Source organism: Anaerolineales bacterium, assembly GCA_015075725.1.
In the GTDB taxonomy this organism is placed as follows: Bacteria; Chloroflexota; Anaerolineae; order Anaerolineales; family Villigracilaceae; genus Villigracilis.
Genome location: JABTTV010000001.1, coordinates 1,986,271 through 2,011,298 on the forward strand (window position 1 = coordinate 1,986,271; position 25,028 = coordinate 2,011,298).

At 54.0% G+C, this 25,028-nt stretch carries 25 protein-coding genes and 1 pseudogene; 20 read left to right on the forward strand and 6 right to left on the reverse strand.

Features of this window, described 5'->3' with window-relative positions; genetic code table 11:
* Positions 1-41: 41 nt before the first annotated feature.
* The 5 genes from HS100_09575 to HS100_09595 all read left to right on the forward strand — a co-directional run bounded on the left by HS100_09575 (position 42) and on the right by HS100_09595 (position 1,540).
* Positions 42-272, forward strand: a complete 231-nt coding sequence (locus HS100_09575) for a DUF433 domain-containing protein (protein ID MBE7434158.1) — start codon at positions 42-44, stop codon at positions 270-272.
* On the forward strand, positions 269-646 hold the full coding sequence (locus HS100_09580) for a DUF5615 family PIN-like protein (protein ID MBE7434159.1): 378 nt from the start codon (positions 269-271) through the stop codon (positions 644-646). Before HS100_09575 ends, HS100_09580 begins: the two co-directional genes overlap by 4 nt.
* Positions 647-826: 180 nt before the next feature.
* Positions 827-1,024 carry a type II toxin-antitoxin system HicB family antitoxin gene (locus tag HS100_09585; GenBank protein ID MBE7434160.1) on the forward strand — a complete coding sequence of 66 codons (198 nt, stop codon included), beginning with the start codon at positions 827-829 and terminating at the stop codon, positions 1,022-1,024.
* 2 nt (positions 1,025-1,026) lie between these two features.
* Positions 1,027-1,239, forward strand: coding sequence for a type II toxin-antitoxin system HicA family toxin (locus HS100_09590; GenBank protein MBE7434161.1), 213 nt, complete (start codon positions 1,027-1,029; stop codon positions 1,237-1,239).
* 1 nt (position 1,240) lies between these two features.
* Positions 1,241-1,540 carry a toll/interleukin-1 receptor domain-containing protein gene (locus tag HS100_09595; protein MBE7434162.1) on the forward strand — a complete coding sequence of 100 codons (300 nt, stop codon included), beginning with the start codon at positions 1,241-1,243 and terminating at the stop codon, positions 1,538-1,540.
* A gap of 53 nt (positions 1,541-1,593) precedes the next feature.
* Here the strand turns inward: HS100_09595 and HS100_09600 are convergent, their stop codons facing one another.
* On the reverse strand, positions 1,594-2,430 hold the full coding sequence (locus tag HS100_09600) for an SDR family oxidoreductase (protein MBE7434163.1): 837 nt from the start codon (positions 2,428-2,430) through the stop codon (positions 1,594-1,596).
* A 104-nt stretch (positions 2,431-2,534) separates the two neighbouring features.
* Between HS100_09600 and HS100_09605 the strand changes: the two genes are divergently transcribed.
* Positions 2,535-3,005, forward strand: coding sequence for a MarR family transcriptional regulator (locus HS100_09605; protein MBE7434164.1), 471 nt, complete (start codon positions 2,535-2,537; stop codon positions 3,003-3,005).
* A 181-nt stretch (positions 3,006-3,186) separates the two neighbouring features.
* The gene (locus tag HS100_09610; protein ID MBE7434165.1) at positions 3,187-6,162 is read left to right on the forward strand and encodes a glycine--tRNA ligase subunit beta; all 2,976 of its coding nucleotides are present in this window, start codon (positions 3,187-3,189) and stop codon (positions 6,160-6,162) included.
* A 46-nt stretch (positions 6,163-6,208) separates the two neighbouring features.
* Here HS100_09610 and HS100_09615 read toward each other — a convergent pair whose 3' ends face one another.
* From HS100_09615 to HS100_09635, 5 genes are all read right to left on the reverse strand, one after another.
* Positions 6,209-7,012, reverse strand: coding sequence for a cyanophycinase (locus HS100_09615; GenBank protein ID MBE7434166.1), 804 nt, complete (start codon positions 7,010-7,012; stop codon positions 6,209-6,211).
* 83 nt (positions 7,013-7,095) lie between these two features.
* Positions 7,096-8,085, reverse strand: coding sequence for an ABC transporter permease (locus tag HS100_09620; GenBank protein ID MBE7434167.1), 990 nt, complete (start codon positions 8,083-8,085; stop codon positions 7,096-7,098).
* A gap of 3 nt (positions 8,086-8,088) precedes the next feature.
* Entirely contained in the window at positions 8,089-9,120 is a 1,032-nt protein-coding gene (locus tag HS100_09625) for an ABC transporter permease (protein ID MBE7434168.1), read from the reverse strand.
* Positions 9,121-9,173: 53 nt separating this feature from the next.
* Positions 9,174-10,883, reverse strand: a complete 1,710-nt coding sequence (locus HS100_09630; protein MBE7434169.1) for a peptide ABC transporter substrate-binding protein — start codon at positions 10,881-10,883, stop codon at positions 9,174-9,176.
* A gap of 235 nt (positions 10,884-11,118) precedes the next feature.
* Positions 11,119-11,793: a GntR family transcriptional regulator gene (locus HS100_09635; GenBank protein MBE7434170.1), complete on the reverse strand. Its 675-nt coding sequence runs from the start codon at positions 11,791-11,793 to the stop codon at positions 11,119-11,121.
* A 523-nt stretch (positions 11,794-12,316) separates the two neighbouring features.
* Here HS100_09635 and HS100_09640 point away from each other — a divergent pair.
* The 13 genes and pseudogenes from HS100_09640 (at position 12,317) to nuoI (ending at position 24,987) form a co-directional block, all read left to right on the forward strand.
* Complete coding sequence (locus HS100_09640) at positions 12,317-12,574, forward strand: hypothetical protein (GenBank protein MBE7434171.1); 258 nt, start codon at positions 12,317-12,319, stop codon at positions 12,572-12,574.
* Positions 12,575-12,672: 98 nt separating this feature from the next.
* On the forward strand, positions 12,673-14,571 hold the full coding sequence (locus HS100_09645) for a DNA primase (GenBank protein MBE7434172.1): 1,899 nt from the start codon (positions 12,673-12,675) through the stop codon (positions 14,569-14,571).
* Positions 14,568-14,966 (forward strand): annotated as a pseudogene (locus HS100_09650) (hypothetical protein). Before HS100_09645 ends, HS100_09650 begins: the two are co-directional and overlap by 4 nt.
* A 90-nt stretch (positions 14,967-15,056) precedes the next feature.
* Positions 15,057-16,232, forward strand: a complete 1,176-nt coding sequence (locus HS100_09655; protein ID MBE7434173.1) for a sigma-70 family RNA polymerase sigma factor — start codon at positions 15,057-15,059, stop codon at positions 16,230-16,232.
* Between the two features lie 175 nt (positions 16,233-16,407).
* A complete protein-coding gene (locus HS100_09660) occupies positions 16,408-16,764 on the forward strand; it encodes an NADH-quinone oxidoreductase subunit A (protein MBE7434174.1) in 357 nt (118 codons plus the stop codon).
* Entirely contained in the window at positions 16,755-17,249 is a 495-nt protein-coding gene (locus HS100_09665; protein MBE7434175.1) for an NADH-quinone oxidoreductase subunit B, read from the forward strand. Before HS100_09660 ends, HS100_09665 begins: the two co-directional genes overlap by 10 nt.
* Before the next feature lie 54 nt (positions 17,250-17,303).
* Positions 17,304-17,816 carry an NADH-quinone oxidoreductase subunit C gene (locus HS100_09670; protein MBE7434176.1) on the forward strand — a complete coding sequence of 171 codons (513 nt, stop codon included), beginning with the start codon at positions 17,304-17,306 and terminating at the stop codon, positions 17,814-17,816.
* 2 nt (positions 17,817-17,818) lie between these two features.
* Positions 17,819-19,048 (forward strand): NADH-quinone oxidoreductase subunit D, encoded by a 1,230-nt coding sequence (locus HS100_09675; protein MBE7434177.1) that lies wholly within the window; start codon positions 17,819-17,821, stop codon positions 19,046-19,048.
* Positions 19,045-19,542, forward strand: coding sequence for an NAD(P)H-dependent oxidoreductase subunit E (locus tag HS100_09680; protein MBE7434178.1), 498 nt, complete (start codon positions 19,045-19,047; stop codon positions 19,540-19,542). The genes HS100_09675 and HS100_09680 overlap by 4 nt, the downstream gene beginning before the upstream one ends.
* Positions 19,539-20,786, forward strand: coding sequence for an NADH-quinone oxidoreductase subunit NuoF (gene nuoF, locus HS100_09685; protein ID MBE7434179.1), 1,248 nt, complete (start codon positions 19,539-19,541; stop codon positions 20,784-20,786). The genes HS100_09680 and nuoF overlap by 4 nt, the downstream gene beginning before the upstream one ends.
* 61 nt (positions 20,787-20,847) lie before the next feature.
* Positions 20,848-23,310, forward strand: a complete 2,463-nt coding sequence (gene nuoG, locus HS100_09690; protein ID MBE7434180.1) for an NADH-quinone oxidoreductase subunit NuoG — start codon at positions 20,848-20,850, stop codon at positions 23,308-23,310.
* Positions 23,307-24,479 (forward strand): NADH-quinone oxidoreductase subunit NuoH, encoded by a 1,173-nt coding sequence (nuoH, locus tag HS100_09695; GenBank protein MBE7434181.1) that lies wholly within the window; start codon positions 23,307-23,309, stop codon positions 24,477-24,479. The genes nuoG and nuoH overlap by 4 nt, the downstream gene beginning before the upstream one ends.
* The gene (gene nuoI, locus HS100_09700) at positions 24,466-24,987 is read left to right on the forward strand and encodes an NADH-quinone oxidoreductase subunit NuoI (GenBank protein ID MBE7434182.1); all 522 of its coding nucleotides are present in this window, start codon (positions 24,466-24,468) and stop codon (positions 24,985-24,987) included. Before nuoH ends, nuoI begins: the two co-directional genes overlap by 14 nt.
* The last annotated feature ends 41 nt before the right edge of the window (positions 24,988-25,028 follow it).

Consider the following 25,028-nt stretch of genomic DNA (forward strand, 5'->3'; position numbering starts at 1 on the left):
GATTGCGCGTTATAATATCAACATAGTTTAGGAGATTAACTATGTTTACCCACATTGCTTATGACGCTGAAATCCTTAGCGGAAAGCCCCATATTCTTGGGACACGTTTGAGTATTGAGTTCATCCTTGAACTTTTTGCCAGCGGAGCAACCAAGGAAGATGTTATTAAGGCTTATCCGCAGTTAACCGCTGAGTCGATTGAAGAAGCCCTGCGATATGCGGCTCAGTCAGTAAAAAATGAAATTCTGCTGGACGTGAAGGTCTCCGCATGAAAGCCTTGGACTTTCCATTGCTTGCCGATGAGAATGTCCATCCCGAAGTAATTGACTTTTTACGCAAGGCGGGATTGGATGTTATATCCGTATCGGAACAGGGACAATACGGACTGCCTGATTCACAAGTATTACAACAAGCGACCGAAGCGGGGAGAGTGGTTCTAACTCATGATAGCGACTTTGGTGGACTTGCTCTGATGGGCGTTCAATTTATTGGTATTATTTACATCCGCCCCGGACATATCCGCACAGAATTTACAACCAAAACAATTGAAGCCGTTCGAGACAATGCCCCTGAAGTGACGCCTCCGTTCATTCTCGTCGCCGAGCGGACAGGGGATACCGTGAAGATCAGAGTTCGCCAATTCTAAATTCATCATTCCGCATTCATCATTATGCCTCCTCGCCCTCTCAAAGTCTTCCTCTGCCACGCCCATATCATCCCCTTGTGGGACGCGGACCGGGACGCTGTCCGCGCAGTGTACACACGCCTGACCAATGATAGCGTGGATTGAGCGTTATAATTGCGGTATCCTTTAGGAGACTTACTCATGCAATACAAAATTCGACTTGAAGAAACAGATGAAGGCTTTGCCGTTTGGGTTCCGGGACTGCCGGGATGCTGGTCACAAGGCGAGACGGAACAGGAAGCGCTTGAAAATATCAAGGACGCGATAAAGACATATCTTGAAACGGTTGAAATCTTGTTGGATGATGCACAGACCAGGATGGTGGAGGTTCCGGTTTAGATATGCCCAAACTGGCGGGAATTCAACATCAACGAGCCGTAAAAGCCTTTGAGAAAGCCGGATTCCGTGTGGTTCGTGAGGGGAAACATATCTCAATGGTAAAAGACAATCGAATTATCATCATTCCACGTAATAACCCGATTAATGCTTTCACAATGGGCGGAATTATCAAAGACGCAGGACTAACCATCGAAGAGTTCAAAAAATTACTGTAACATGCCCGAACCCAAACGCCCCCTCAAAGTCTTCCTCTGCCACGCCCACGCGGACCGGGACGCTGTCCGCGCACTATACACGCGCCTGACCAACGACGGCGTGGACGCATGGCTGGATAAAGAAAAACTCCTCCCTGGGCAGGATTGGGAGTTGGAAATCAAAAAAGCAGTGCGCGAAGCGGACATGGTGGTGGTTTGTCTTTCAAAGCAATTCAATCAAGCGAATTTCGACAAAAGGAGGTATGCCTTGCCCTCGATACCGCCATGGAAAAAACCAAAGGTGGGATTTTTATCACTTTAAATTGTTCAACTATCTCCCCAATTTTCTTCATCGAATGGGGAGATAGTTGCTTTTTATTTGAACGCACCAACGTTTTCCCGACACCATTGCTCATAGGTTTGTGATTCATGTTTCCCTATATATTCAACAGCGTAAGTCACGTATTCATATTCACTTTTCCGCAAGGCTCCAAGTGTGTGCATTAATCCATTGATAACATATAACGGTAATCCAAAACGAATGAGACTAAATCCTGCCGCGAGTACTGGTACATCCGTATATTGAATAGGTTTGTTCAATGCCTTTGCAAGCGTTTGAACCATTTCAGCAATTGATAGCGGCTCTGGACCTGTTATCTCGTAGATTTTTCCCTCATGCCCCAACTCCGTGAGTACTGTACAGGCAACTCTTGCAACATCACGCGGAGCTACAGGTGGAACTTTTCCTTTTCCGCCTGGAAAGTAAACGGCATTTTGTAATTTAATGGTCTCTTTCCACCACTCGATTGTATTTACCATCATCATAGTTGGGCGCAGAAACGTCCATTCAAAACCCATTGACTTGATCAATTCCTCCTGTTGACGGTGCCATTTTCCTGGTCCGAGCGAACGACCTGCCTCGATTGTAGATTGCTTTGCCACATGCCTTACCCCTGCTTTTTTGGCGGTTGTAAGGAGATTGGTCACTTGTTTTGGATCGGGAGTTACGAAATACAATTTTTCCACACTTTGCATGGCAGGGAGAAGGGTTTCTGGTTGATCCAAATCTCCAACGGCAATTTCAACCCGATTTCCCCAACGGGCGGCTTTTTGAGGGTCACGAACCAGAACGCGAACCTTCGCGCCTTTATCAAGCAGGAACCCAACAAGTTCCTTTCCTACATTTCCTGTTGCTCCGCTGACTAGAATCATTTTTGTCTCCTAAATACTGGTGATATAATTTATAAATAAGATAATTATCTTACAGTTGATTATCTTATTTATAAGATAATCAACTGTAAACGAAAGTTGTAAATATGTCAACCCCTGAAAAAAACCGAATCGAAATTGTAAAAGAGCTGGATTGGCGTCTTCGTGCTTTTAGTACCTCTGCTGTTTTAGCCTCAAACGCGATTGCTCAAAAAGTCGGAATGGGCATAAACGAATTAAAGTGTGCCGAATTTCTTGTTCGAATGGGTCCGATGAGCGCGGGAAAGTTGGCTGAATTAGCTGGCTTGACAACAGGAGCGATCACTGGAATTGTAGATCGCCTTGAAAAAGTTGGATGGGCAAAAAGAGTGGCTGACCCAAATGACCGTCGCCGCATTTTTATTCACCCAGGTCCGCAGGACACAGAAGTCGTGGACGGTCTTTACAACTCCTACATGAATTCATTGACCGAATTTCTAACTGGTTATTCTGACGCAGAACTGGTTTTGGTCACAGAGTTTATAGACGGTTTGATAAAGTTGAATAACGAACAGGCAAACAGACTAAACCAAGCGTAAGACTATTGAGCGATAGGGGTTGGACAATTGTCCCTCGAAACAGAACCAATTCCCTCCGCCGCGTGAAGCGCAAAATGATGGATAATGGATGTGGTCAGTCCATTATCCATCTTCCATTAACCATCAGTTATAATCCCCCTCGCATCTAAAACTGAATACTGACCACTGGTAACTGAAAACTATGTCTTCCTTCCAAGAAATCATCCTCAAACTACAAGACTTCTGGGCAGCGCACGGATGTCTTATCACCCAGCCTTATTACACCCAGGTGGGCGCAGGGACGATGAACCCTGCCACCTTCCTGCGCGTGCTCGGACCCGAACCGTGGAACGTCGCCTACGTCGAACCGTCTGTACGCCCCGACGACGGGCGGTACGGCGAGAACCCTAACCGCTTCCAACTCCACACCCAATTTCAGGTTATCCTCAAGCCCGATCCCGGCAATCCGCAGGAACTGTACCTCGAGTCGCTCAAAGCCCTCGGCATCGACCCACGCCAGCACGACATCCGCTTCGTGGAAGATAACTGGGAGCAGCCCGCCATCTCCGCGTGGGGCTTGGGCTGGGAGGTCTGGCTCGATGGGCAGGAGATCACGCAGTTCACCTACTTCCAGCAGATGGGCGGTGTGGCGCTCGACCCCGTCTCGGTCGAGATCACCTACGGTCTCGAACGCATCCTCATCGCGCTCAACAACGCCAAAGCCATCTGGAACGAAGATTACGGTGCAGGTGTCACCTATGGCGAGATCCGCCGACAGGAAGAGTTCGAACACTCCAAATATTATTTCGAAACCGCCGACATCGACCGCGTCCGCGCCATGTACGATCTCTTCTCCGCCGAAGCCGACGCCTGTCTCGCCGCCGGTCTCATCGTTCCCGCGCACGACTACGTCCTCAAATGCTCGCACTCCTTCAACATCCTCGACACCCGCGGCGCCATCTCCGTCGCCGAACGTCAAGCCTTCTTCCGCCGCATCCGCGAACTCGCAAGGGGAGTGGCGCTGGCGTATGAGGAACAGAGGAAGGGGTTGGAGTATCCGCTTCTGAAGACCGTAGACGGTGGACAGAAGACCGTATCAGCAGCGACACCGTCCACTGTCAACGGTCCATCGTCCCTCCTCCTCGAAATCGGCGTTGAAGAACTTCCAGCCGACGACGTCGATACCGCCTACCAAGCCTTATCCACCCGTATCCCGTCACTTCTCTCTGAACTTCATCTCACTCATGGCGACGTCCGCATCTTTACAACCCCGAGGCGGCTCGTTGTTTCAGTAGCCTCTCTCTCCCCGAATCAGCCCGACCGCGAAGACCTCGTCAAAGGTCCGCCCGCCGATAAAGCTTTTGTAGGACAAGTCTCAGACTTGTCCTACACGCAGGCGGCGATTGGTTTCGCCAAAAAGAACGGCGTCAACGTCGAAGACCTGCAAGTCCGCGAAGAAGGCAATAACAAATACGTCTTCGCCCTCGTCAAACAGACTGGACGCCCCACGCCCGAAGTCCTCGCCGAAGCGCTGCCCAAGTTGGTGGCGGATATCAAGTTCGAGAAGTCCATGCGCTGGGATGATTCGGGTGTTGCCTTCTCACGTCCGATTCGCTGGTATGTTGCGCTACTCGGTGACATGGTCATCCCGTTTGAATACGCTGGCGTAGTGAGCGGCAACATCTCTCGCGGACTCCGCCCGTATGATTCCCCAGAGATCAAAATTACTTCTGCCGACAAATACTTCGACATCATCCGCGAAGCAGGCATCATCCTTGATAAAGAAGAACGTAAAAATTCAATAGTCGAGCAAGTAAACCAAGCCGCATCGCTTATCGGCGGCGAAGCCATTATTGACGACGATTTATTAAATGAAGTAGCCAATCTTATCGAGACGCCCACCGTCGTGATGGGTGGGTTTGACCCTGAATTTCTTCAACTGCCTAAAGATGTTTTGATTTCGGTAATGAAAAAGCATCAGAGATATTTTCCTGTTGCCCAATTACCAATTACCAATTACCAATTACTCCCTCACTTCATCGCCATCCGCAACGGAGATGATATCGGTATCGACACCGTCCGTGAAGGAAACGAGCATGTTTTGAGCGCAAGATTTGCCGACGCAGATTTTTTTGTGCGCGAAGACCTTAAACTCAAGCTCGAAGAATATCGCCCCAAGCTTTCCTCGTTGACCTTCCACACCAAACTCGGCTCCATGCTCGATAAATCGGAGCGCATAGCCAAATTAGTAAATGACTTGATCCCCATGCTGAAGCTGGAACCTGATCAAGCCATATTCGCCCGCCGCGCCGCACATCTAATGAAAGCCGACCTCGTCACGCAGATGGTCACCGAGATGACTTCGTTGCAAGGCGTCATCGGCGGCGAGTATGCATTGCGAAGCGGGGAACAAGAAGATGTAGCTGCGGCGATTGCCGAGCAATACCAGACAGTCCCTCAAACAAAGCCCGGCTTGGTCATCGCACTTGCAGACCGAATCGACTCGCTTGTTGGTTTGTTCGCCGCCGGACTCGCTCCCACCGCCGCGAAAGATCCGTTTGCCCTGCGCCGCGCCGCGATCGGTGTCGTTCAGCCGCTGATCGAACATGATCTTGATTTTGATTTGACCGAAGCTATAAAGAAGTCCGCGAAGACTCAACCGGTCAAGGTTGCGGACGAAATGCAAGAACAAATACTGGAATTTATTGCGGGACGTTTAGCGGTTGTGTTGAAGGAAATGAAATATCGCTACGATGTCGTGGATGCTGTGCTGGCGGAACAATCCGCGGACCCGGCGGCATCTGCCCGGGCGGTGAATCAACTTCAATCATGGGTGAGCCGGGAGGATTGGTCCACGATCCTGCCCGGGTACGCGAGATGTGTCCGCATCACCCGCGATCAAAAAGAATCGTTCAAAGTCGATGAAAAAGCCCTTGTGGAAGCAGAAGAAAAAGCATTGTTCAAAGCCATCCAAGAAACCGCCAACCGTCCACCGTCAACTGTGGACGAGTTCCTAGAAATCATCGTCAAGCTCATCCCATCCATCAACCTGTTCTTCGACAAAGTGCTTGTGATGGCTGAAGATAGAAAGCTGAAAGAGAACCGCCTCGGTTTGTTGCAACGGATCGCTACGTTATCCACTGGCATTGCTGACTTGAGCCGACTCGAAGGATTTTAGAAAATCAAGAACGCCATCCAAAACGGATGGCGCTTTTTTTTTTGGATCATTCCAATCTCAGCGGCGGGATGTAGGCTTTGCGCTTTTTTATGTCGTAAGTGCAGCCGGGAGTGAGGACGTGAATGGTTAATCCGCTGACGGCGATGGGGCGCGAGGCGGTTACTTCGGCGATGTTGCTGGCGGTTGCATCCTTTCCATCCACGATGGTGACGGCATTTTTGCCGAGGACGGAGATGCGCGAGTCATCTTCCACGATGGCGGCGGTGTTTTCGTCCACGCCCACGCCCAAAAGTCCGGGGTGAGCCGTGACGGCATATGCGAGCCTGCCGATTCTGTCGCGCTGACGAAAGTGCTGGTCAAAGACGATCTTGTCCGTGAATCCGAAACCTTGTGAAAATTGAGCAATGCGTTCCCGCGGTGTAGCGCCGCCGTTGCCGTATGAAAGCATCACATTGGAGAGGATTGCCGCACCTGCCGATGTGCCGCTGATGATCGCTCCGCGTTTGTAAGCGTTATGCAGTTCAACTTCGAGTTTTGTGCCGCCGATGATGAATGCAAGTCGCATTTGGGTGCCGCCCGCGATGAAGATTCCGGTTGCTTCGCGGATGACTTTGATGTGGCGGGAGTCGTCGGCTTTGGAACGTTCGCGGAATTCGAGCGAGACTGGCCTGCTTTTGACACCCAGTTTTTGAAAGACACGCACATACTCCGCGCCGGTGTCTTTCAATCCGGAGGCTTGCGGCAGGATGACGATCCTTGCTTTTTTACCGCCTGCGCGTTTGATGAATTCTTCAAAGATGATGGGTTCTTCAAATGAGGCGGCGCCGCCGATCGCGATGAGGGTGGTCATGGTTTGTCCTTTTGTGGTGAACAAAAGCGAGATGTGAAAAAAAGAAACCGCCGACTGTGGTCTGTCGTCGGCGGTCTGTATTTTTACAAGTGGCGGCTGCTGCGCGGGTCGAGCGCGTCGCGCAAGCCGTCGCCGACGAAGTTGATGCCGAGCACGATAAGGAGGATCAACATGCCGGGGAAGAACCATAACCAGGGCGCAGTTTCAAGATAACGATAAGCGCCGTCCAGCATATTGCCCCAGGTGGCGGTGGCTCCCTGCACACCCAATCCGAGAAAACTGACGTAGGCTTCGGAGATGATCGCGCCTGCTACGCCGAGCGTCCCGCTGACGATGAGCGGCGCAACGGTATTTGGGATGAGATGGCGAAAGATAATGCGCGTGTCTGATGCCCCCATTGCCTTGGAAGCAGAGACGAAATCCTGTTCGCGCAGGGAAAGGATATTGGCGCGCACGATGCGGGCCAGGTACATCCACGAAGTCGCACCGATGATGACGATGATGACGATGACGCTGCCGGAGAATTCCCTGCCGAAGAGTTGTATATCTTGAATATTTCCGCCGAAGAAACGCGCGCCAATGATAAGCAGGAACAGGCTGGGGATGTTGAGCATTGCTTCGGTGAAACGCATCAGCATGTTGTCGATCCAACCGCCGTAGTACGCGGAGATGGCGCCGATCATCGAACCGATGAAAAGCTGAAAGAGCACGGCAAAGATGCCGATCATCATGGAGATCTGTCCGCCGTAGATGGTGCGGGCGAAGATGTCACGCCCGATGGCGTCGGTACCGAACCAGTGGTCGGAGGAGGGGGGCGAGAGTTTTAACGATGTGTCGTTGCAATTTGCCCACGCCTCCCCGCGGACCTCCTGCTGGATCGGTGCGCAGTAACCTTTGAGCAGGAATGTCGGCACGGTGACGTAAAGCAACAAGAACGCGAGAATCCACAGACCGAACATGGCCATTTTGTGCTTGCGGAAGCGGCGCACGGCAAGGTCTGTGAGCGAGAGCGCTTTGATATTGGCAACCGGCTCATTCGGAAGATTTTCGACGAGGGAGGGGGCTGTTGTCACGGCTTAGTCCAGGCGAATTCGCGGGTCGACAAGGGAATAGACGATATCGGTGAGGATCTGGAAGACCACTACAGCGATCGAGATTAACATCAGGATGCCCATGAGCATGGGGAAGTCCGAGCGTTCGGTATGGTCAATGAAGAGACGACCCATTCCGGGCCAGGCAAAGATGCGTTCCGTCACCACGGCTCCAGCCAGCAGGAAGGGGATATCCAACCCGATGATCGTAATGAAAGGCAAAGCGGCATTTGGCAGGGCGTGTTTCAAGACCACAAGGAAGGATTTCATTCCTTTGGCGCGCGCGGTGCGGACGTAATCCTGACCCAAGGTTTCCATTACACTGGAGCGGACGAAGCGGCTGTAGCCTGCAACGCTGATAATGGAAAGCGTGGCGATGGGCAGGATCATGTGTTTCATCAGTTCCATCGATGTCCGGCCGACCTCGGGGTCGTACATACCGACGGTGGGAAGGTAGGGCAGCCCCCAACGTTTGAAATTTACGGCAAAAATGTACATGAGCATCAATGCCAGCCAGAAGACCGGCATGGAATAACCAACAAAGGAAAGTCCGGTGGCGATGTTGTCGAACCTGGAATAAGGGCGCAAGGCGGAATAAATGCCGAGCAAAAGGGAAAAGATAATGATGACTATTTCTGCCACCCCCATGAGCAGGAGAGTATTGGGAAGTCGTTCGCCGATCATCTCCAACACGGGTTTACGGGTGACGAGTGAATTTCCCCAATCTCCTCGCAGGATGCCCTTGCGCACGCCGGGAGTCTCAGCCACGCCATCGCCATCCATGTCAATCTTTTGCCAATCGTTTCCGACCAGCCATGTGAGGTACTGCATGTACAAAGGTTTGTCCAACCCCAATTGGCGGCGAAGGCGTTCTTTTTCTTCCGGGCGGGGTGGGATGCGCCCGCCCAAGGTGGCGATGGGGTCGCCAAAGGACTGCATCAATATGAAAAGGATCAGACTGATGATGAACAATTGGGGGATGGCTTGCGCCAGTCTACGCAATAAGTAGTTTGTCATTGGGGATGGTCCTGCCGGGCCATGCACTGACCCGGCAGGATAATTTTATTGCATTATTCTACAATTTCCCATTCTGAAACGTTCCAGAACGGGTACACGCCTGAGAACTTGACGCCCTGCAGGCGGCTGCTGACAGACCAGAGGTCGGGATCCTGCCACATGCCGATGTAGATGACATCGTCGTACATGATCTGCTGGATCTCGAAGAAGATATCCTGACGGGCGACCGGGTCGATCGTGACCGCCTGTTGGGCGATCAACTCGTCGATCTTCTCGTTGCAGTAGCCCTGGGTGTTCGAGCCATCGGGGTTATCGGCGCTGACGCGCTGGGCGCATGTCCAGCCGCTGGAATCCGGGTCTGGGAAGCCATTGGGCACGGTAGAGAACTCAGCGATGTCATACTGACCAAGCGCCTGCGGACCGCCGTCGTTGTAACCATTCCAGAAGATGTCGCTGGAGTAGTTATCCAACTTGGCGCCGATTCCAACCAATGACCACTGCTGCTGAACGACAGCCTGCACGCTTTTGCGCAGTTCGCGGGTGGTGGTGGCGTAGCGCAGGACAAGTTCCACGCCGTCCTTGTCGCGGGTGCCGTCTCCGTTGCTGTCGACCCAACCGGCTTCGTCGAGCAGGGCTTTCGCCTGTTCGGGATCATATGGATAGGGTTCGAGATCGGCATTGTACGGGGGCGTCATCGACCAGAAGGTGGCGTTGACCGGATTGATGTCTGCGACGAGCAGGTCATTCACGATGGTGAAGCGGTCGGTCGCGAGCGCGATCGCCTTGCGAACATTGACATCCAGCATGGCTGGGTGGGCCGTGTTCGGATCTACATTCATGAACCAGCCTTCGTTATAGCCGGAGGAGACGGCAAGCACTTTGACGGTGCCGTCAGCTTCGAGTTTTTCGATCTGATCCGAGGAAAGGAACACGCCGATGTCGGTGTCTCCGGCGAGGATGGCAGCTTCCTGAGCGGCGTCATCTGGCACAATGCGAACAAAGACCTGTTCCAACTTGGGCGGGTTGATCCAATTGGGGTTGGCTTTGAAGGAGATATGGCTTCCGGTTTCCCATTCATCGAAGACGAAAGGTCCAAGTGTGACGGTGGGGTTGCGGTTCCATTCCGCCTGATCGATGGTGCCATCGGCTTCGAAGACTGGCTGCAGGACGTGCTTTGGCAGGACATAATTGAAGATCGAGGTCAGCCAGGGGGCGAACGGCTCGGTGAAATTGACGACCACTGTGGTGGCATCGGGGGCTTCCACGCTGGCGACAAAATCTTCATAGGGGTAACGTCCAAGAGGGACGTTGGAATCGGACATGATCATGTCGTAGGTGAAGACCACATCTTCGGCAGTGAAGGGTTCGCCGTCGCTCCAGGTCACGTCATCGCGCAGGGTGATGGTCACGGTCTTGCCATCGGCGCTCAGACCACCGTTTTCAGTGCCCGGAATTTCAGCGGCAAGCACGGGAACGGGTTCGAAGTTCTCATCGAATGTCCACAACGGAACAAGATAGAACGGCCGCAGGTAGCCTGAGAACGACATGCTGGTGTAGATCGGATTGAGGTTGTCGGGCTCCTGGGTGAAGGTGATGGTCACCGTGCCGCTGAAGGTGGGCGCGGGGGCGGCTTCAGCGGTAGCGGCGGGCGCTTCTTCGGTAGTGGCCGCGGCAGGTTCTTCCGCAGCCGGGCTGCCACATGCCGCCAGGATCATGCTGGCAAGCACGAGCAGGGAAAGCAGGACGTAAAACTTGTTTTTCACGATTCTCCTCCTGAAAAGGATTTTGTTTTATTTCGACGGTCAATGAACATTGATTGGGTTAGTATTGGGAATTTGCTTGAACTCTCCTTTCGACGGCATAAAATGTACTCGCAAAGGCAGCGCAGTCGCAACCTTCTTTTGAGTGGTTTTTTCCACAGCCCTGCCTGTTGGATACAGGCAGGGGCAGGCCGTTCCTAAAAAAAAGCGAAAAGGGACCGGGCGGAAGCAACATATCCTATTGGGTGATCGTTCCCAACAGTTCGCGCAGTACCGACTCGATATGGGTTTTCATGAGTTGCTCTGCGGTGCGTGAGTCGCCGCGTTCCAGCGCGGAGATGATTTCCGTGTGTTCCTTTATATCCACGTCGTCGCGTCCGGTCAGCGGCTGGGATGCCGTGCGCGGGTAATTTCCCATCAGCATGGTTGGGAAAGTCGCCCAAAGCATTTTAAGTTGCCGGATCAGGTAAGGGCGGCGGCTGGCTGTAAAGATCAACTCATGAAAGCGGCGGTTCAACTCGCGATATTTCAGCACCTCTTCCGGAGCGGAATGCCTCGCGAGTTCCGCCTGCACTTCCTTCAACTCTTTTAAAACATCCGGGGTGATCTCTCTGGCGGCGAATCCGGCCGCACGGGTTTCAAGGAAAGCGCGCATCAAATAAATATCTTCCACGTCCTTCATGGAGATATCCACCACTTTTGCTCCGCGATAGGGGACGTGCTCGATCAGCCCTTCAGCCACCAGTTCTTTGAGCGCCTCGCGCACGGGCATCTGGCTGACGCTTAATTCCTGTGCCAGTTTTTCCTGCCGGAGCCACTCGCCAGGCTTGAAGCGCCCCTCCAGGATGGCGGTTCTTAACTGGTCTGCAACCAACTTCCGCAGCTGTCGGTGAGAGGTCAATTCATCAAGCATAAGCATACTCTGATATAAGATATAATATCTAATATCGAGATTAGCATATTGGAGGGTCTGAGTCAAGCATTTGGCAAATTCTCTCATTTTCCAGGGATTCATCCGAACCAGCCGCAATCCGTAAAAGCTCAGAAGTGAATGAAAGAGCTCTAGGGGAGGCGTAAGAAACGGCGTTGTTCGAACCGGTCAAAAAACGCCAACCGCCAGCTATCCACCAAGGATGAATTCCCAGTAATCGCTGCCGTACTCATCCAACTCACCTCTGTTCTTCGATAAAGTGCTTGTGATGGCAGAGGATTAGAAAAAGCGAGAGAATCGCCCTGGGTTGCTTCAAAGAATTGCATCCCTTTCCAAAGGCATCGCCGGCATTAGCAATCTCGAGGGGTTTTAAATTAAGAGCAAATTAGCCTTTTTTCAATTCCTACGTAGTTGGGTATAATTTTCCCATTCAGTGGGGACGCTTCTTCGCCCAATCGTTCATCGTATTCTTCGTCGCAGCAACCTTTAGAAAAGGAGATAATCCATGTCCCGCCTGGCTGTTCGTACCATCCTTATTGCGGTGATCGCCCTTGTGATCATCGCTGGAACTTATATGAGCGTGCAAGCCCTGTCTGCCGCCTCTGCGAAGGACAGCAAAGGCATGTACGTGCTCAGCGGCAACCTGACAAACCCGCTCAAGAATCAGGCAGCGGAGGAGTCCAAGCCGAAATTGGACACCTATCACGAACCTTCTGACGGGGGGCGCGATTGTGACTCCAAGGGAGATTCGAGCGATCTCTAAAAAGCGGTTACCCGCACAGGGCAGTCTCGAACTGCCCTGTTTTCTTTTAATGCAATTGATTTGCCATTCCATCCAACCAAGCCTATAATTCATGCTGAATGACTACCATTGATGAGATCAAATCCAAAATAGACATCGTCGACCTCGTTTCTGAGGCAGGGGTGAAACTGCGCAAGGCTGGTCGAAGCCAGACAGGATTTTGTCCGTTCCACGATAACAAACATACGCCTGCTTTCGTCGTCTGGCCCGAGTCCGGGACGTGGCGCTGTTTCGGTCAATGCAACGAGGGCGGCGACATCTTCAAATTCGTGATGAAGCGCGAGGGGATCGACTTCAAGGAAGCGCTGCAAAAACTTGCGGCGCGCGCGGGCGTGGAGATCAAGGAATATCAGCGGGAAACGCCTCAACAGAAGGAAGCCTACCAACACCTTCGCAAACTCTTGGAAGACGCGGTCATCTTTTACCACAGCCATTTGCTTGCGAACGGGGAAATCCTCTCGTACCTGCGCGAAAAACGCGGTTTGACCGACGCCACCATCGAGACGTTTGGTTTGGGTTTTGCGCCTCCCGGTTACGACAATGCCTTGAAGTATTTCACCCAGCGCGGCCATCTCGAACAGGACTTGATGGATGCTGGATTGCTGAGCGAACGCGACGACGGCAGGCGTTACGATAAATTCCGCAACCGCATCATGATTCCCATCCGCGACGAACAGGGACGCATGGCGGGTTTCGGCGCGCGCATCGTGGACCCAAATGATATTCCAAAGTTCCTGAATTCACCCGAGACCGCGGTCTTTACCAAAGGACATTTGCTCTACGGGTTGGACCGCGCCCGCAAGCCCATCCGCGCGGCAGACCAGGCTGTGATCGTGGAAGGTTATTTGGATGTCATTGCCTTGCATCAAGCAGGCTATGAGAACGTCGTCTCGCCGATGGGCACGGCGTTGACGGAAGACCAATTGCGTTTGCTCAAACGCTCGACGAGAAGAATTGTCCTCGCGCTCGACCCGGATGTTGCGGGGCAAAAAGCCGTCTTGCGCGGACTCGACGCGGCGCGTTCCGCGATGGATAAGGAGGGCGAACTGGCTTTCGATGCGCGGGGCTTGCTTCGGAATGAATCGCGCCTGCAGGCGGATTTGCGCGTTGCAACAATGCCGGACGACCTCGACCCGGATGAGATCGTGGCGCGCGATAAAAACGAATGGGCGGGGATCATTGAGAATGCGAAGCCCATCGTCACGCATGTGATGGAGACCCTTACTGCCGGGCAGAACCTGAACGACCCAAAGGTGAAGAATCAGATCGCGGCGCAGGTGCTCCCTTTGATAGATGATCTGGGAAGCCCGCTCGAGCGCGATACGTATCGTCAGGCGCTGGCGAGAATGCTGCGGGTAAACGAAAGTGCGTTGATGGGCGCCCAGCCAAAGGGTCCGGTGATGAGGCGCAAACCACGCGGGGCTGAATCCGGCGCGAGAGTCGAATCAAAGGGCGTGGCGGCTCATCCAAGAAAGAACATCGAGCATTATTGTCTGGCTGTTCTTTTACGTAAACCGGAATTGTTGTATCGCCTGGACCGCAGACTGGAAGAGTTCGGCTTGAGCCCCTTGGCGGTGGAGGATTTCGAGTATACTGACCATCAGTTGTTGTTCGAGGTCTTGAGGCAGGCTATGAGTCAGGATGAGAAGGACCATGGGCATTTTGTCCTCTCGAAGATCCCCGAAGCGCTGACCGCATTGACGACCGAATTGCTTGCGCAGACCGAGAAACTCGACCCATCGGAGGATAAATTGCTCGATGACCTGCTGGCGCGGTTTTTGGATCTGCGCCGCACCCATGCGATGACGAACGTGAACCAGTTGCGATATATGCAGGAGGATGAACAGCAGATCGGCGGCGAGCATTTAAAAATGTACCAGGAACAGACGATCCAGTTCACGCGGCTGCTACGCGGGCTGGACCAGGCGAAGTTGAAGATGTCGAAACGACAGGCATGAGATTTCAACGTTCGGGTCGCGACGACACTTTTGGGAAAGGAAGACGAATGTCTCCCAAAAAACCGGGAAAGAAATCAACTCCGAAAAAAACATCCAGAAAAAGCGCAAAGGGGAAAAAACAAAAAAAGAAGCAACAAAGCGCGCCGATCGTTCATGCCGTGCTGGGATCGCTCGATCAGCGGGCACCCACGCCGGATTTTGTCGGGGACGATTTCATCGAACCGGACGAATCGATTCTGACCCAGCAGGAAGAAGACCTCGAAGAACAACTCGACCTGCATGCACATTTATCATCCGAGCCCGGCGAAGACCCGGTGCGTCTGTATCTGCGCGAGATCGGACAGGTGAAACTGCTCGACGCGGACAGCGAGTTCCGGCTGGCGACCCTGATCGAAGGCGACCGCATGATCGCCACATTGCACAGACTAATAAAACGCAAGGGGGTTTCGCAGGAGGTTTCGATCTATCATTCGATCCTTTCAGAGATGTTGACCTCCTGGGACCGCCTGATCGAAGATACCGAACGCCTCGAGCACGACCTTCCCAGCATGGCTTTGCTGCTTGCGGAAGCCCAGTCGCTTCACGCCGGGTGGGAGTTTGATTCGCCGTCCTATCTTCGCGCCTACCTCGACAACGGTCAGTGGGGGGGCAATCACCTTTGGGATAACCTCGCGCGCCACGCCTACAGTGTTTATCTGTGTTTATATCTCCTTCCATATAAATACGCCGCCTGGCTTGTGGAACACGTCCGCGCCCATCACGGTTTCCCATCCCAGCGCACATTATTCCGCAACCTGCCTCCAGACGGAGAATTGACCGCAGAAATAAACGCAGTCCGCGCGCGCGCCTCGGAGGCGCAGCAATCTCTCGTCCGCGCGAACTTGCGGCTGGTGGTGAGCGTCGCCAAACGATATTTGGGACGCGGCATTCCATTGCTCGATCTGATCCAGGAAGGCAATATGGGACTCTTGCGCGCCATCGGCAAGTTCGATCCCCGGCGCGGATTCAAATTCAGCACCTACGCCACCTGGTGGATCCGCCAATCCATCAACCGCTCCATCGCCGAACAGGCGCGGACGATCCGCATCCCGGTGCATTTGTTCGAGTCGATCTCAAGGATTTTGCGCGCACAGCGTCATCTTACTCAGGTCTTGGGGCGCGAGCCGACCAATGAAGATATTGCGCTCGAAGCCGGTTATCTTTCCGCGGTGGATGTTCAATCCATTTTGCGCGCGCATGCCGAGAACAAAACCGTCCCTCCGGAATTGCAGCGCAAGCTTGATACCGCCTCGCAAAAAGTGACCCGCGCCTTGCGCTCTGCCGAGGAGACCATCTCGCTCGAGGGCCCGGTGGGAGACGACGAATCCAGCGCCCTGGGCGATTTCATCGAAGATGAAGATGCGCTCTCTCCAATGGATGCCGCCGCGCGCGAGATGTTGAGGGAGCAGATCACACACGCGCTTGCTTCATTATCTGAGCGAGAGCGCGATGTGCTCGAACTGCGCTTCGGTCTCAAGGACGGGCGCGAACACACGCTCGAAGAGGTCAGCCGCTATTTCGATGTGACGCGCGAGCGGGTCCGCCAGATCGAGGCGAAGGCGCTTCGGAAGTTAAGGCATCCGAGCAAGAGCAGGGAGTTGAGGGATTATTTGGGGGATTGAAGAAGCATCTGAAGATAGGTCAGTAATGGGGAATGCAAGTGAACCCAAAGAGATTTTCCCAACATGACAAATATCATCAATTTTGTGAAAAGGGGCACTTTTTCTAGGCGTTAAAAACCCTTTGTGATATACTTTCGCGAACTGTGCAAGATTTCACACATCCACCGAGGTGTTTATGTTGTTGGAATACATTGCCATCGGGGTGATGATCGCTGTTGCCACCCTGATCGCCTTTATCGCGATCGGCCTGGGGGAATTGTTCGGACCGAAGAAGAAATCAGCAGGAAAGGATATGCCTTATGAATCGGGCATGAATCCGTACGGAGAAGGGACGCGGCGCATGCCGGTCCGTTTCTATTTGATCGCGGTCCTGTTCATTTTGTTCGACATCGAAGTTGTGTTCTTCCTGCCCTGGGCGATCGCCTTCCGCCAGCTCGGCCTGTTCGGCTTGATCGAGATGGTCGTCTTTATCGTCATCCTTCTTATCGGTTACGTGTATGCGTGGAAAAAAGGAGCCCTGGAATGGGAGTAGAGCAAAAACTCGGCAACATGGGCGTGGTCACCACCACGCTTGAAAATGTTATCAACTGGTCGCGCACCAATGCGATGTGGCCCATGCTGTTCGGCCTGGCGTGCTGCGCCATCGAGATGATGTCGGCGCAGGCGGCGCATTACGACATGAGCCGCTTTGGCATGGAACTGATGCGCGCCAGCCCGCGCCAGTCGGATTTGATGATCGTGGCGGGGCGCGTCTCGAAGAAAATGGGACCCGTCCTGCGTCGTTTGTACGACCAGATGCCCGAGCCGAAATGGGTGATCGCCATGGGCGATTGCGCCTCCTGCGGCGGGGTCTTCAATAACTATGCCATCTACCAGGGCGTGGACGAAGTCGTTCCGGTGGATGTTTACGTGGCGGGCTGCCCTCCGCGCCCCGAGGCGTTGATTCACGGCGTGTTGACGTTGTATGAAAAGGTCAAGGGTATAAAACTCGCCGAGAAAACGGTGGAAGAAAAGTAATCAACAATTCCTGACAGGTTTTCGAAAACCCGCCAGGTCTCTTGGAATCGATATATGGAAAAATCCCTCGAACCCATCCTGAAGAACTTGCAGGATAAATTTGGCGCGACCCTCGAAGAATTTCGCGGCGAAGCGCAATGCATCGTCAAGGCGGAACAAATCGTCGGAGCCTTGACGACCCTGCGGGACGCGCACCACTTCGAACTGCTGTCGGCGCAAACCGCAGTCGATTATTTCCCGCAGACCGCACCGAGGTTTCATGTCATTTATCAGTTGACATCCATCTCGAAAAACCTGTCGGTGCAGTTGAGAGTCCCGGTCGGCGCAGACAACCCAAAGGTCCCGACTGCGGCGAATGTTTACAAAACAGCGGTCTGGCGTGAACGCGAACTCATCGATATGTTCGGCATCGAGTTCGAAGGTCATCCCGATCCGCGCCGCATTTTAATGCCGGAGGGGACGGAAGGACATCCGCTGCGAAAGGATTTCCCGCTCGGCTACGAAGAACCGCAGTTCACGTTCAACTTCGAAGAGATCGACCTCCGCAAGCCGTACGCAAAGGAATAACCATGGCACAGCTCGAAGAAGTCACCGTAGACTTATATAAACATCTTGTTTCAGAACGCGCCATTACCGGTGAGACCATGTTGTTGAACATGGGTCCCCAACATCCGTCCACGCACGGCGTGTTGCGGCTGTTGCTGGAACTGGATGGCGAGGTCGTCGTCAACTGCATCCCCGATGTCGGCTTTTTGCATACCGGCGTCGAGAAGAACATGGAAGCCAAGACCTACCAAAAGGCGGAGGTGATGACCGACCGCCTCGATTACATGAACACAATGGGCAACAACCTCGCTTACGTGATGGCGGTGGAAAAACTGGTCGACCTCGATGTGCCGCCGCGCGCCCAAGCCCTGCGCGTCATCCTGGTGGAACTTCAGCGCATCGCTTCGCATTTGGTCTGGCTCGGCACTTCGGGCCTCGATCTCGCTGCGATGTCCATGTTCCTTTATTGCTTCCGCGAGCGCGAACAAATTCTCGATATCTTCGAACTTGTCTCCGGTCAACGGATGATGACGACCTATATCCGCCCCGGCGGCGTGTGGCGGGATGTGCCGGTCGAGTTCGAAAAGGCCGTGCGCGATTTCATCAAGATCTTCCCCAAGCGGATCGACGAATACGAAAGATTATTGACGAAGAATCCGCTTTTCATCGACCGTATGGTGGATATCGGCTACCTGAGCAAAGAGACGGCTCTTTCCTACGGGGTGACGGGTCCCACCCTGCGAGCCTCGGGCGTCGATTGGGACCTTCGCAAGACCCGTCCATACATGGGATATGAGCAGTACGATTTCGATGTGCCGGTGCTGACCGAGGGCGATACCTACGCGCGTTACCTTGTGCGCATCGAGGAATTGCGCCAGTCCTTGCGGATCGTCGAGCAGGCGTTGAATAAACTGCCAATGGGACCGGTTCGCTCGGACAACCGCAAATACGTCCCGCCGCCGCGCTCGGAGATCGGCTTGAGCATGGAAGCTCTCATCCATCACTTCAAGTTATGGACGGAGGGTTTCCTTGCCCCGAATGCATCCGTTTACAGCGCAGTGGAATCACCGCGCGGTGAATTGGGGGTCCTGCTCGAAGGGGACGGCGGACCCAAGCCGCGGCGGATCCACATGCGCACGCCATCGTTCGACAACCTTGCCGTCCTCCCGGAACTTGTCAAGGGACACCTGGTTGCCGACCTGGTCGCCATCCTCGCCTCCATCGATATCGTCCTCGGAGATATTGACCGATGAGCCTTGAAAAAAAATACGCGAAGGAAATCAAACAAATCCTTGCCAAATACCCGCCGGAGCATAAGCGCTCGGCGGTCATGCCCTTGCTCTACCTTGCCCAACGCGAGGCGGGGTACATCAACAAGGAAGCGATGAAGGAAATCGCCCATCTGCTCGACATCACCGAGACGGATGTCGCTTCCATTGTCGGGTTCTACACGCTGTATCACGATAGGAAAGCCGGGAAGTATCGCATGCAGGTCTGTACCGACCTGCCCTGCGCGCTCCGGGGCGCGGACGAATTCCTCGATAAATTATGCGGGAACCTTGGAATCAAAGTGGGCGAGACGACGGAAGATGGATTGGTCACGGTCGAATCTGTGATGTGCCTTGCCGCCTGCGACCGCGCTCCCATGTTCCAGACCCAGGGACCGGACGGCATCAAATATCACGAGTATATGACCGTGGACAGGACGATGGAATTGATCGAGGCGTTGAAAGGGGTGAAGGAATGACCCACATCCTTTTGCGCCACCGCGACGTCCCGGATATCAACAAGCTCAGCGTTTATAAAAAGAACGGCGGTTTCGACGCGTTTAAAAAAGCGGTCACCAGGATGAAGCCGAACGAAGTGACCGATGTGGTCAAAGCCTCTGGCTTGAAGGGAAGAGGCGGCGCGGGCTTCCCGACCGGCATGAAGTGGGCGTTCATCGACAAAAATAACTGGCCTCACTATGTAGTGGCAAATGCGGATGAGTCCGAGCCGGGCACATTCAAAGACCGCGAGATCATGGAAAGCAATCCCTTCCAATTTTTGGAGGGTCTGGCAATTGCCTGTTATGCCGTTGGCGCAACTGTGGCGTACGTATATTTACGCGGCGAGTTCTGGGAACTGGCTGCCTTCCTCGACCAGAAGATCGCCGAGATGGAAGAGGCGGGTTATCTCGGCGACAACCTGTTCGGGAAAGATTATTCGTTGAGGATTTTCACGCACCTCGGCGCGGGCGCGTACATTTGCGGTGAAGAAACGGCATTGCTCGAATCGCTCGAGGGCAAACGCGGTCAACCGCGAGTCCGCCCCCCGTTCCCGCCTTCGTTCGGTCTGTACGGCAAGCCGACGATCATCAATAATGTGGAAACGTTTACAAACGTGCCGCCCATTATCGCCAACGGCGCGGACTGGTACAAGAACATCGGCACCGCCGACAGCGCGGGCGTAAAAGTTTTTTCGCTTTCAGGGCGGGTGCGCAAACCCGGGAATTACGAACTTCCCTTCGGATCGACCTTTCGTAACTTGATCTACGAACACGGCATGGGAATCCAGGAAGGACGACCCATCAAAGCCATCATGCCCGCCGGCGCTTCGTCTTCTTTGATCGTGGTGGATGAAAAAGTATTGGATACGCCGATGGATTACGCCACCGTGCGCACGTTGGGCGCCGATCTCGGCTCCGCCTCGGTGATCGTGCTGGACGACACCGTGGACATCGACTGGGTCATCAATAAGACGATCCACTTCTTCAAGCACGAATCCTGCGGGAAGTGCACTCCCTGCCGCGAGGGCAATCACTGGATGCGCAACCTGACGGAACGCATTCATCAGGGAACAGGTTCCGGCGAAGATGTATCCCTGCTGTTGAATGTTGCAAAACAAATGCAGGGGAAATGCCTGTGCGCATTGGGCGAATTCGCCACCATGGCGGTGGTGACGGGCATCGAAAGGTTCCCGGAGGATTTCAAGAAAACGGTAAAGGCGTAAAACGATATTCGATAATCGGTATTCAAAGTTCGAATGATGAATATCGTTTCCCGGAGACTTAATGAGTAAACAAGTCAATCTCACGATCAATGGAAAACAAGTCACTGCGCCGGAGGGCATGACTGTGGCAGATGCCGCGAAGCTGGCGGGCATCGATATCCCCGTCTTTTGCCACCATCCAAAACTCGAACCGGTGGGCATGTGCCGGATGTGCCTCGTGGAGATCGGCCGTCCGATGCGCGACCGCAACACAGGGCAGTTCGTCATGGAGAATGGGCAGCCGAAAATACAATTCATGCCCAAATTGGAAACCGCATGTACCAACCGGGTTGAAGAGGGTCTGGTGGTCTTAACAACGACCGAAAAGGCAGTTGATGGGCAGCGCGGGACGGTGGAATTTTTACTGACATCGCATCCGCTCGACTGCCCGATCTGCGACAAGGGCGGGGAGTGTCCGCTTCAGAACCTGACGATGGCTCACGGTCCTGGAAAGAGCCGTTTCAATTACAACGAGAAACAGCATCTCGATAAGATGATCCCGCTCGGAGAGTTGATCTACCTCGACCGCGAACGCTGCATCCAGTGCGCGCGCTGTATCCGCTTTCAAGATGAAGTGGCGGGGGAGGCGGTGCTCGGGTTCGACGACCGCGGGCGATATACGCAGATCATTTCTGTTTCCGACCCGGGATTCGATTCGGTTTTTTCAGGCAATACAACGGATATCTGCCCGGTCGGCGCATTGACCACCACGGATTTCCGCTTCGGGGCGCGGCCCTGGGAGTTGGATGCCCAGGCTTCGATCTGCACTCAATGCCCGGTGGGATGCAATACCACGCTCAACATCCGGCGCGAAGCGAAGGCTGGCGGCGAAGTGGTCGTCAAACGGGTCATGCCGCGCCAGAACGAAGAAGTGAACGAGATCTGGCTGTGCGACAAGGGACGCTTCACCTATCATTACACGGAGGGAAAAGAACGGCTTACCAAGCCGATGGTGCGACGCGATGGAAAACTTGCCCGCGCCTCATGGGATGCGGCCACCAAATTTGCGGCGGAGAAATTCAACGCGCACAAAAAGGATTTCGTGGTGCTCGCTTCGGGCAGGCTTTCCAATGAAGACCTTTTCAACTTAAAGTCGCTGGCGGATACGGCGGGCGGCGAAGCAATTCTGTATTCCGATATGGGCGGCGGCGAGTTGACCCAGTTGGTGGGCGTCGGCGCGGGAACGAACCTCGGCAGGATGGGCAAAGGCGATGCGATTCTGGTCATCGCTTCGGATCTATATGAAGAGGCGCCGATCTGGTGGCTGCGGGTCAAGCAGGCGGCGGATCGCGGCGCGACATTGATCGTGGCCAACCCGCGCACGACGAAACTCGACCGTTTTGCCAAGTACCGCATCCATTACGCCTATGGCGATGAGATCAAGACCATCCACGATTTTGGAAAGAAAAGCAGGATCTCGGATGAATTTGCCAAAGCGAAGAACGCGGTGATCTTCTATGGAAGCGAAGGTCTCGGCGTGAATGGGACATCCGCGCTGGCTTCGGCGTGCGCAGTGCTGTTGAAGGAAAGCGGGCACGCGGGCAATGCGAACAACGGTTTGATCGGTGTGTGGCAGAGAGCCAACGACCAGGGCGCATTCGAGATCGGTTTCCGCCCAGTGCCAAACCTTGAGAAAGCGTTGAAGGGAAAAGCCGTTTACATTGCAGGCGCGGATCCCGTCGGCGACGACCCCAACCTTGCCAAAGCCTTGGAATCTGCGAAGTTCGTGGCTGTGCAGGAATTGCGTGAGACCGCCACGACAGAAATTGCGGATGTCGTCCTGCCTGCGCAGGCGTTTACCGAACGCGAAGGGACGTTTGTCTCCGGCGAGCGACGAGTCCAACGTTATTATGCGGCGGTCGCGCCGAAAGGGGACAGCAAACCGGATTATGCGATCACCGCCATGCTTGCAAAGCAGATGGGCGTCATCCTTCAGGGAACGTCCGCGACGGTGGTGTTCGATATTCTTTCCAATTCGGTGGAAGCGTTCAATGAATTGAGTTACGATGCGCTGGCGCAGGTCCGCGAGCAGTGGCCCATCGTCGGTCGCAGCGACATGTATTACGGCGGCACGACGTATGAAAATACGAAAGGGATGGGCGTACAGCTCCTCCCGATGGCTCAGGCTGGGGGGACGGTGCGCATCCCCAAGGTCCGTAAAGAGGCGGCTCTTCGTCCAAAGGAGAAAGAGTTATTGGCTGTCCCGGCGAATAAGTTATATGATCTCGGTGTGACGGTCCGGACTGCGGGCTTCCTCGACGGGCGCATTGGCGAAATGATGATTTCGATGCATCCTTCAACGGCGAAAAAATTCGGCGTGGAAGACGGCCGAAAAGTGAAAATAAGTTTCGACGGCGTGAACGCTGAGGCGCCCGTCCGGCTGGATGAAACGGTTGCATCGGGTGTGGCTTTGATCCGGCGCGGGATGGGGATTGCGATCCATGAACCGGTGATCGCGAAGATCGGCGGGAGGGTGAAATCATGACAGATTGGACGATCTGGGTTGAATGGGTGGTGAAGGGTTTTATCCTGTGCATGATCCTGTTGACTGGATTTGCCTATTTGACCTTGTACGAACGCCGCGCGCTTGCGCGCATCCAGGTGCGCGTGGGACCGAACCGCGCGGGACCGCAGGGATTGTTGCAGCCGATTGCGGATGCGGTGAAGTTGATCTTCAAGGAAGAGTTGACTCCGGGCAAGGTCTATAAAGTTGTGTTTTTGCTTGCGCCCGTATTGACGGTGGTGCCTTCATTGGTCCTCGCTGCGGTCATTCCGTTGGGCGATAAATTTACGCTGTTCGGGCGTGAGATCACGCTCTATGTTGCGGACTTGAACGTGGGTGTTCTGTATTTGATGTCCATCGCTTCCATCGCCGTCTACGGCATCGTTCTTGCCGGATGGTCGAGCAATAACAAGTATGCGATGCTGGGCGGCATCCGTTCTTCGGCGCAGATGATCTCGTATGAACTTTCCTTAGGTTTGTGCTTTGTTATCGCCATCATTCTGGGGAATTCGATGAACCTGAACGAGATCGTGAACGCCCAAAAGGAAATGTGGTTCGCATTGATCCAGCCTGCGGGCGCGCTGGTCTTCATGGTCGTGACTCTCGCCGAGGTGAACCGCGCCCCGTTCGACATGCCGGAAGCCGAGCAGGAATTGACCGCCGGTTATCACGCGGAATATTCGGGCATGAAGTTCGCCCTGTTCTTCATGGCGGAATACCAGAAGATGATCGTCATCTGCATGATCGCGGCGACCCTGTTCTTCGGCGGGTATCGCGAGTTCTGGTTCCTGAAGGATACCTTCTTCAGCGTCGACTCCGTCTGGACTATCGGATCATGGCAGTTCAAAGCCTGGTTCCTCGGACCGATCTATATGTTGTTGAAAGTTATCGTTCTTCTCTTCTTTATGATATGGATTCGCGCCACCTGGCCCCGCATCCGCTACGACCGGTTGATGGCGTTCGGCTGGAAGGTGCTTTTGCCGTTGTGCCTTGCGCTGGCGTTCATCACCGCGGTTGGGATTCTGCTTGTCGATCTGTTGGGCAACCCGATGCTTATCTGGGGAGTGCCTGTTCTTTCGATTCTTTGTATTTTAGTGGTGGTCGCATTCATTTATCGCGATCTGAGGAGAAAATCCCATGGGCGTGTTTGATCCCATTATCGAACTGTCGAAGGGCTTGGGCGAGACCCTGCGCTCCTTCCTGACGGAGAAGACGGTAACCTACCAGTACCCTGAAGAGAAACGACCCGTCCGCCCGCGCTTCCGTGGTCGCCACGTGTTGAAGCGTTACGACAATGGACTTGAGAAATGCATCGGTTGTTCGCTGTGCGCCGCCGCCTGCCCCGCGGATGCGATCTTCGTGGAAGCCTCCGAGAACACCGACGAAAAACGCTTCTCGCCCGGCGAACGCTACGCCTCGACCTATGAGATCAACATGCTGAGGTGCATCTACTGCGGTTTCTGCGAAGATGCCTGTCCCACCGAGGCGATTGTGCTGGGCGATAACTACGAGCTTTCGTTCACCAGCCGTGAGCAGGCGATCTATGGCAAGGATATGCTGCTGGAACCTGTCCCTTCGGAGAATATGCTCACGCCGCGCAAGGTGGATGCGGGTGTGTTCACCCGCTCGGTGCCGGAGATGAAAGACCCTGCCAATTGATGATTTCAGATTTACGATTTTCGATTGGAAGGTAATCGTCG

Coding starts and splice junctions, on each gene's coding strand:
- HS100_09575 (MBE7434158.1), top strand. CDS start 42: ATGTTTACCCACATTGCTTATGACGCTGAAATCCTTAGCGGAAAGCCC.
- HS100_09580 (MBE7434159.1), top strand. CDS start 269: ATGAAAGCCTTGGACTTTCCATTGCTTGCCGATGAGAATGTCCATCCC.
- HS100_09585 (MBE7434160.1), top strand. CDS start 827: ATGCAATACAAAATTCGACTTGAAGAAACAGATGAAGGCTTTGCCGTT.
- HS100_09590 (MBE7434161.1), top strand. CDS start 1,027: ATGCCCAAACTGGCGGGAATTCAACATCAACGAGCCGTAAAAGCCTTT.
- HS100_09595 (MBE7434162.1), top strand. CDS start 1,241: ATGCCCGAACCCAAACGCCCCCTCAAAGTCTTCCTCTGCCACGCCCAC.
- HS100_09600 (MBE7434163.1), bottom strand. CDS start 2,430: ATGATTCTAGTCAGCGGAGCAACAGGAAATGTAGGAAAGGAACTTGTT.
- HS100_09605 (MBE7434164.1), top strand. CDS start 2,535: ATGTCAACCCCTGAAAAAAACCGAATCGAAATTGTAAAAGAGCTGGAT.
- HS100_09610 (MBE7434165.1), top strand. CDS start 3,187: ATGTCTTCCTTCCAAGAAATCATCCTCAAACTACAAGACTTCTGGGCA.
- HS100_09615 (MBE7434166.1), bottom strand. CDS start 7,012: ATGACCACCCTCATCGCGATCGGCGGCGCCGCCTCATTTGAAGAACCC.
- HS100_09625 (MBE7434168.1), bottom strand. CDS start 9,120: ATGACAAACTACTTATTGCGTAGACTGGCGCAAGCCATCCCCCAATTG.
- HS100_09635 (MBE7434170.1), bottom strand. CDS start 11,793: ATGCTTGATGAATTGACCTCTCACCGACAGCTGCGGAAGTTGGTTGCA.
- HS100_09640 (MBE7434171.1), top strand. CDS start 12,317: ATGTCCCGCCTGGCTGTTCGTACCATCCTTATTGCGGTGATCGCCCTT.
- HS100_09645 (MBE7434172.1), top strand. CDS start 12,673: ATGACTACCATTGATGAGATCAAATCCAAAATAGACATCGTCGACCTC.
- HS100_09655 (MBE7434173.1), top strand. CDS start 15,057: ATGTTGACCTCCTGGGACCGCCTGATCGAAGATACCGAACGCCTCGAG.
- HS100_09660 (MBE7434174.1), top strand. CDS start 16,408: ATGTTGTTGGAATACATTGCCATCGGGGTGATGATCGCTGTTGCCACC.
- HS100_09665 (MBE7434175.1), top strand. CDS start 16,755: ATGGGAGTAGAGCAAAAACTCGGCAACATGGGCGTGGTCACCACCACG.
- HS100_09670 (MBE7434176.1), top strand. CDS start 17,304: ATGGAAAAATCCCTCGAACCCATCCTGAAGAACTTGCAGGATAAATTT.
- HS100_09675 (MBE7434177.1), top strand. CDS start 17,819: ATGGCACAGCTCGAAGAAGTCACCGTAGACTTATATAAACATCTTGTT.
- HS100_09680 (MBE7434178.1), top strand. CDS start 19,045: ATGAGCCTTGAAAAAAAATACGCGAAGGAAATCAAACAAATCCTTGCC.
- nuoF (MBE7434179.1), top strand. CDS start 19,539: ATGACCCACATCCTTTTGCGCCACCGCGACGTCCCGGATATCAACAAG.
- nuoG (MBE7434180.1), top strand. CDS start 20,848: ATGAGTAAACAAGTCAATCTCACGATCAATGGAAAACAAGTCACTGCG.
- nuoH (MBE7434181.1), top strand. CDS start 23,307: ATGACAGATTGGACGATCTGGGTTGAATGGGTGGTGAAGGGTTTTATC.
- nuoI (MBE7434182.1), top strand. CDS start 24,466: ATGGGCGTGTTTGATCCCATTATCGAACTGTCGAAGGGCTTGGGCGAG.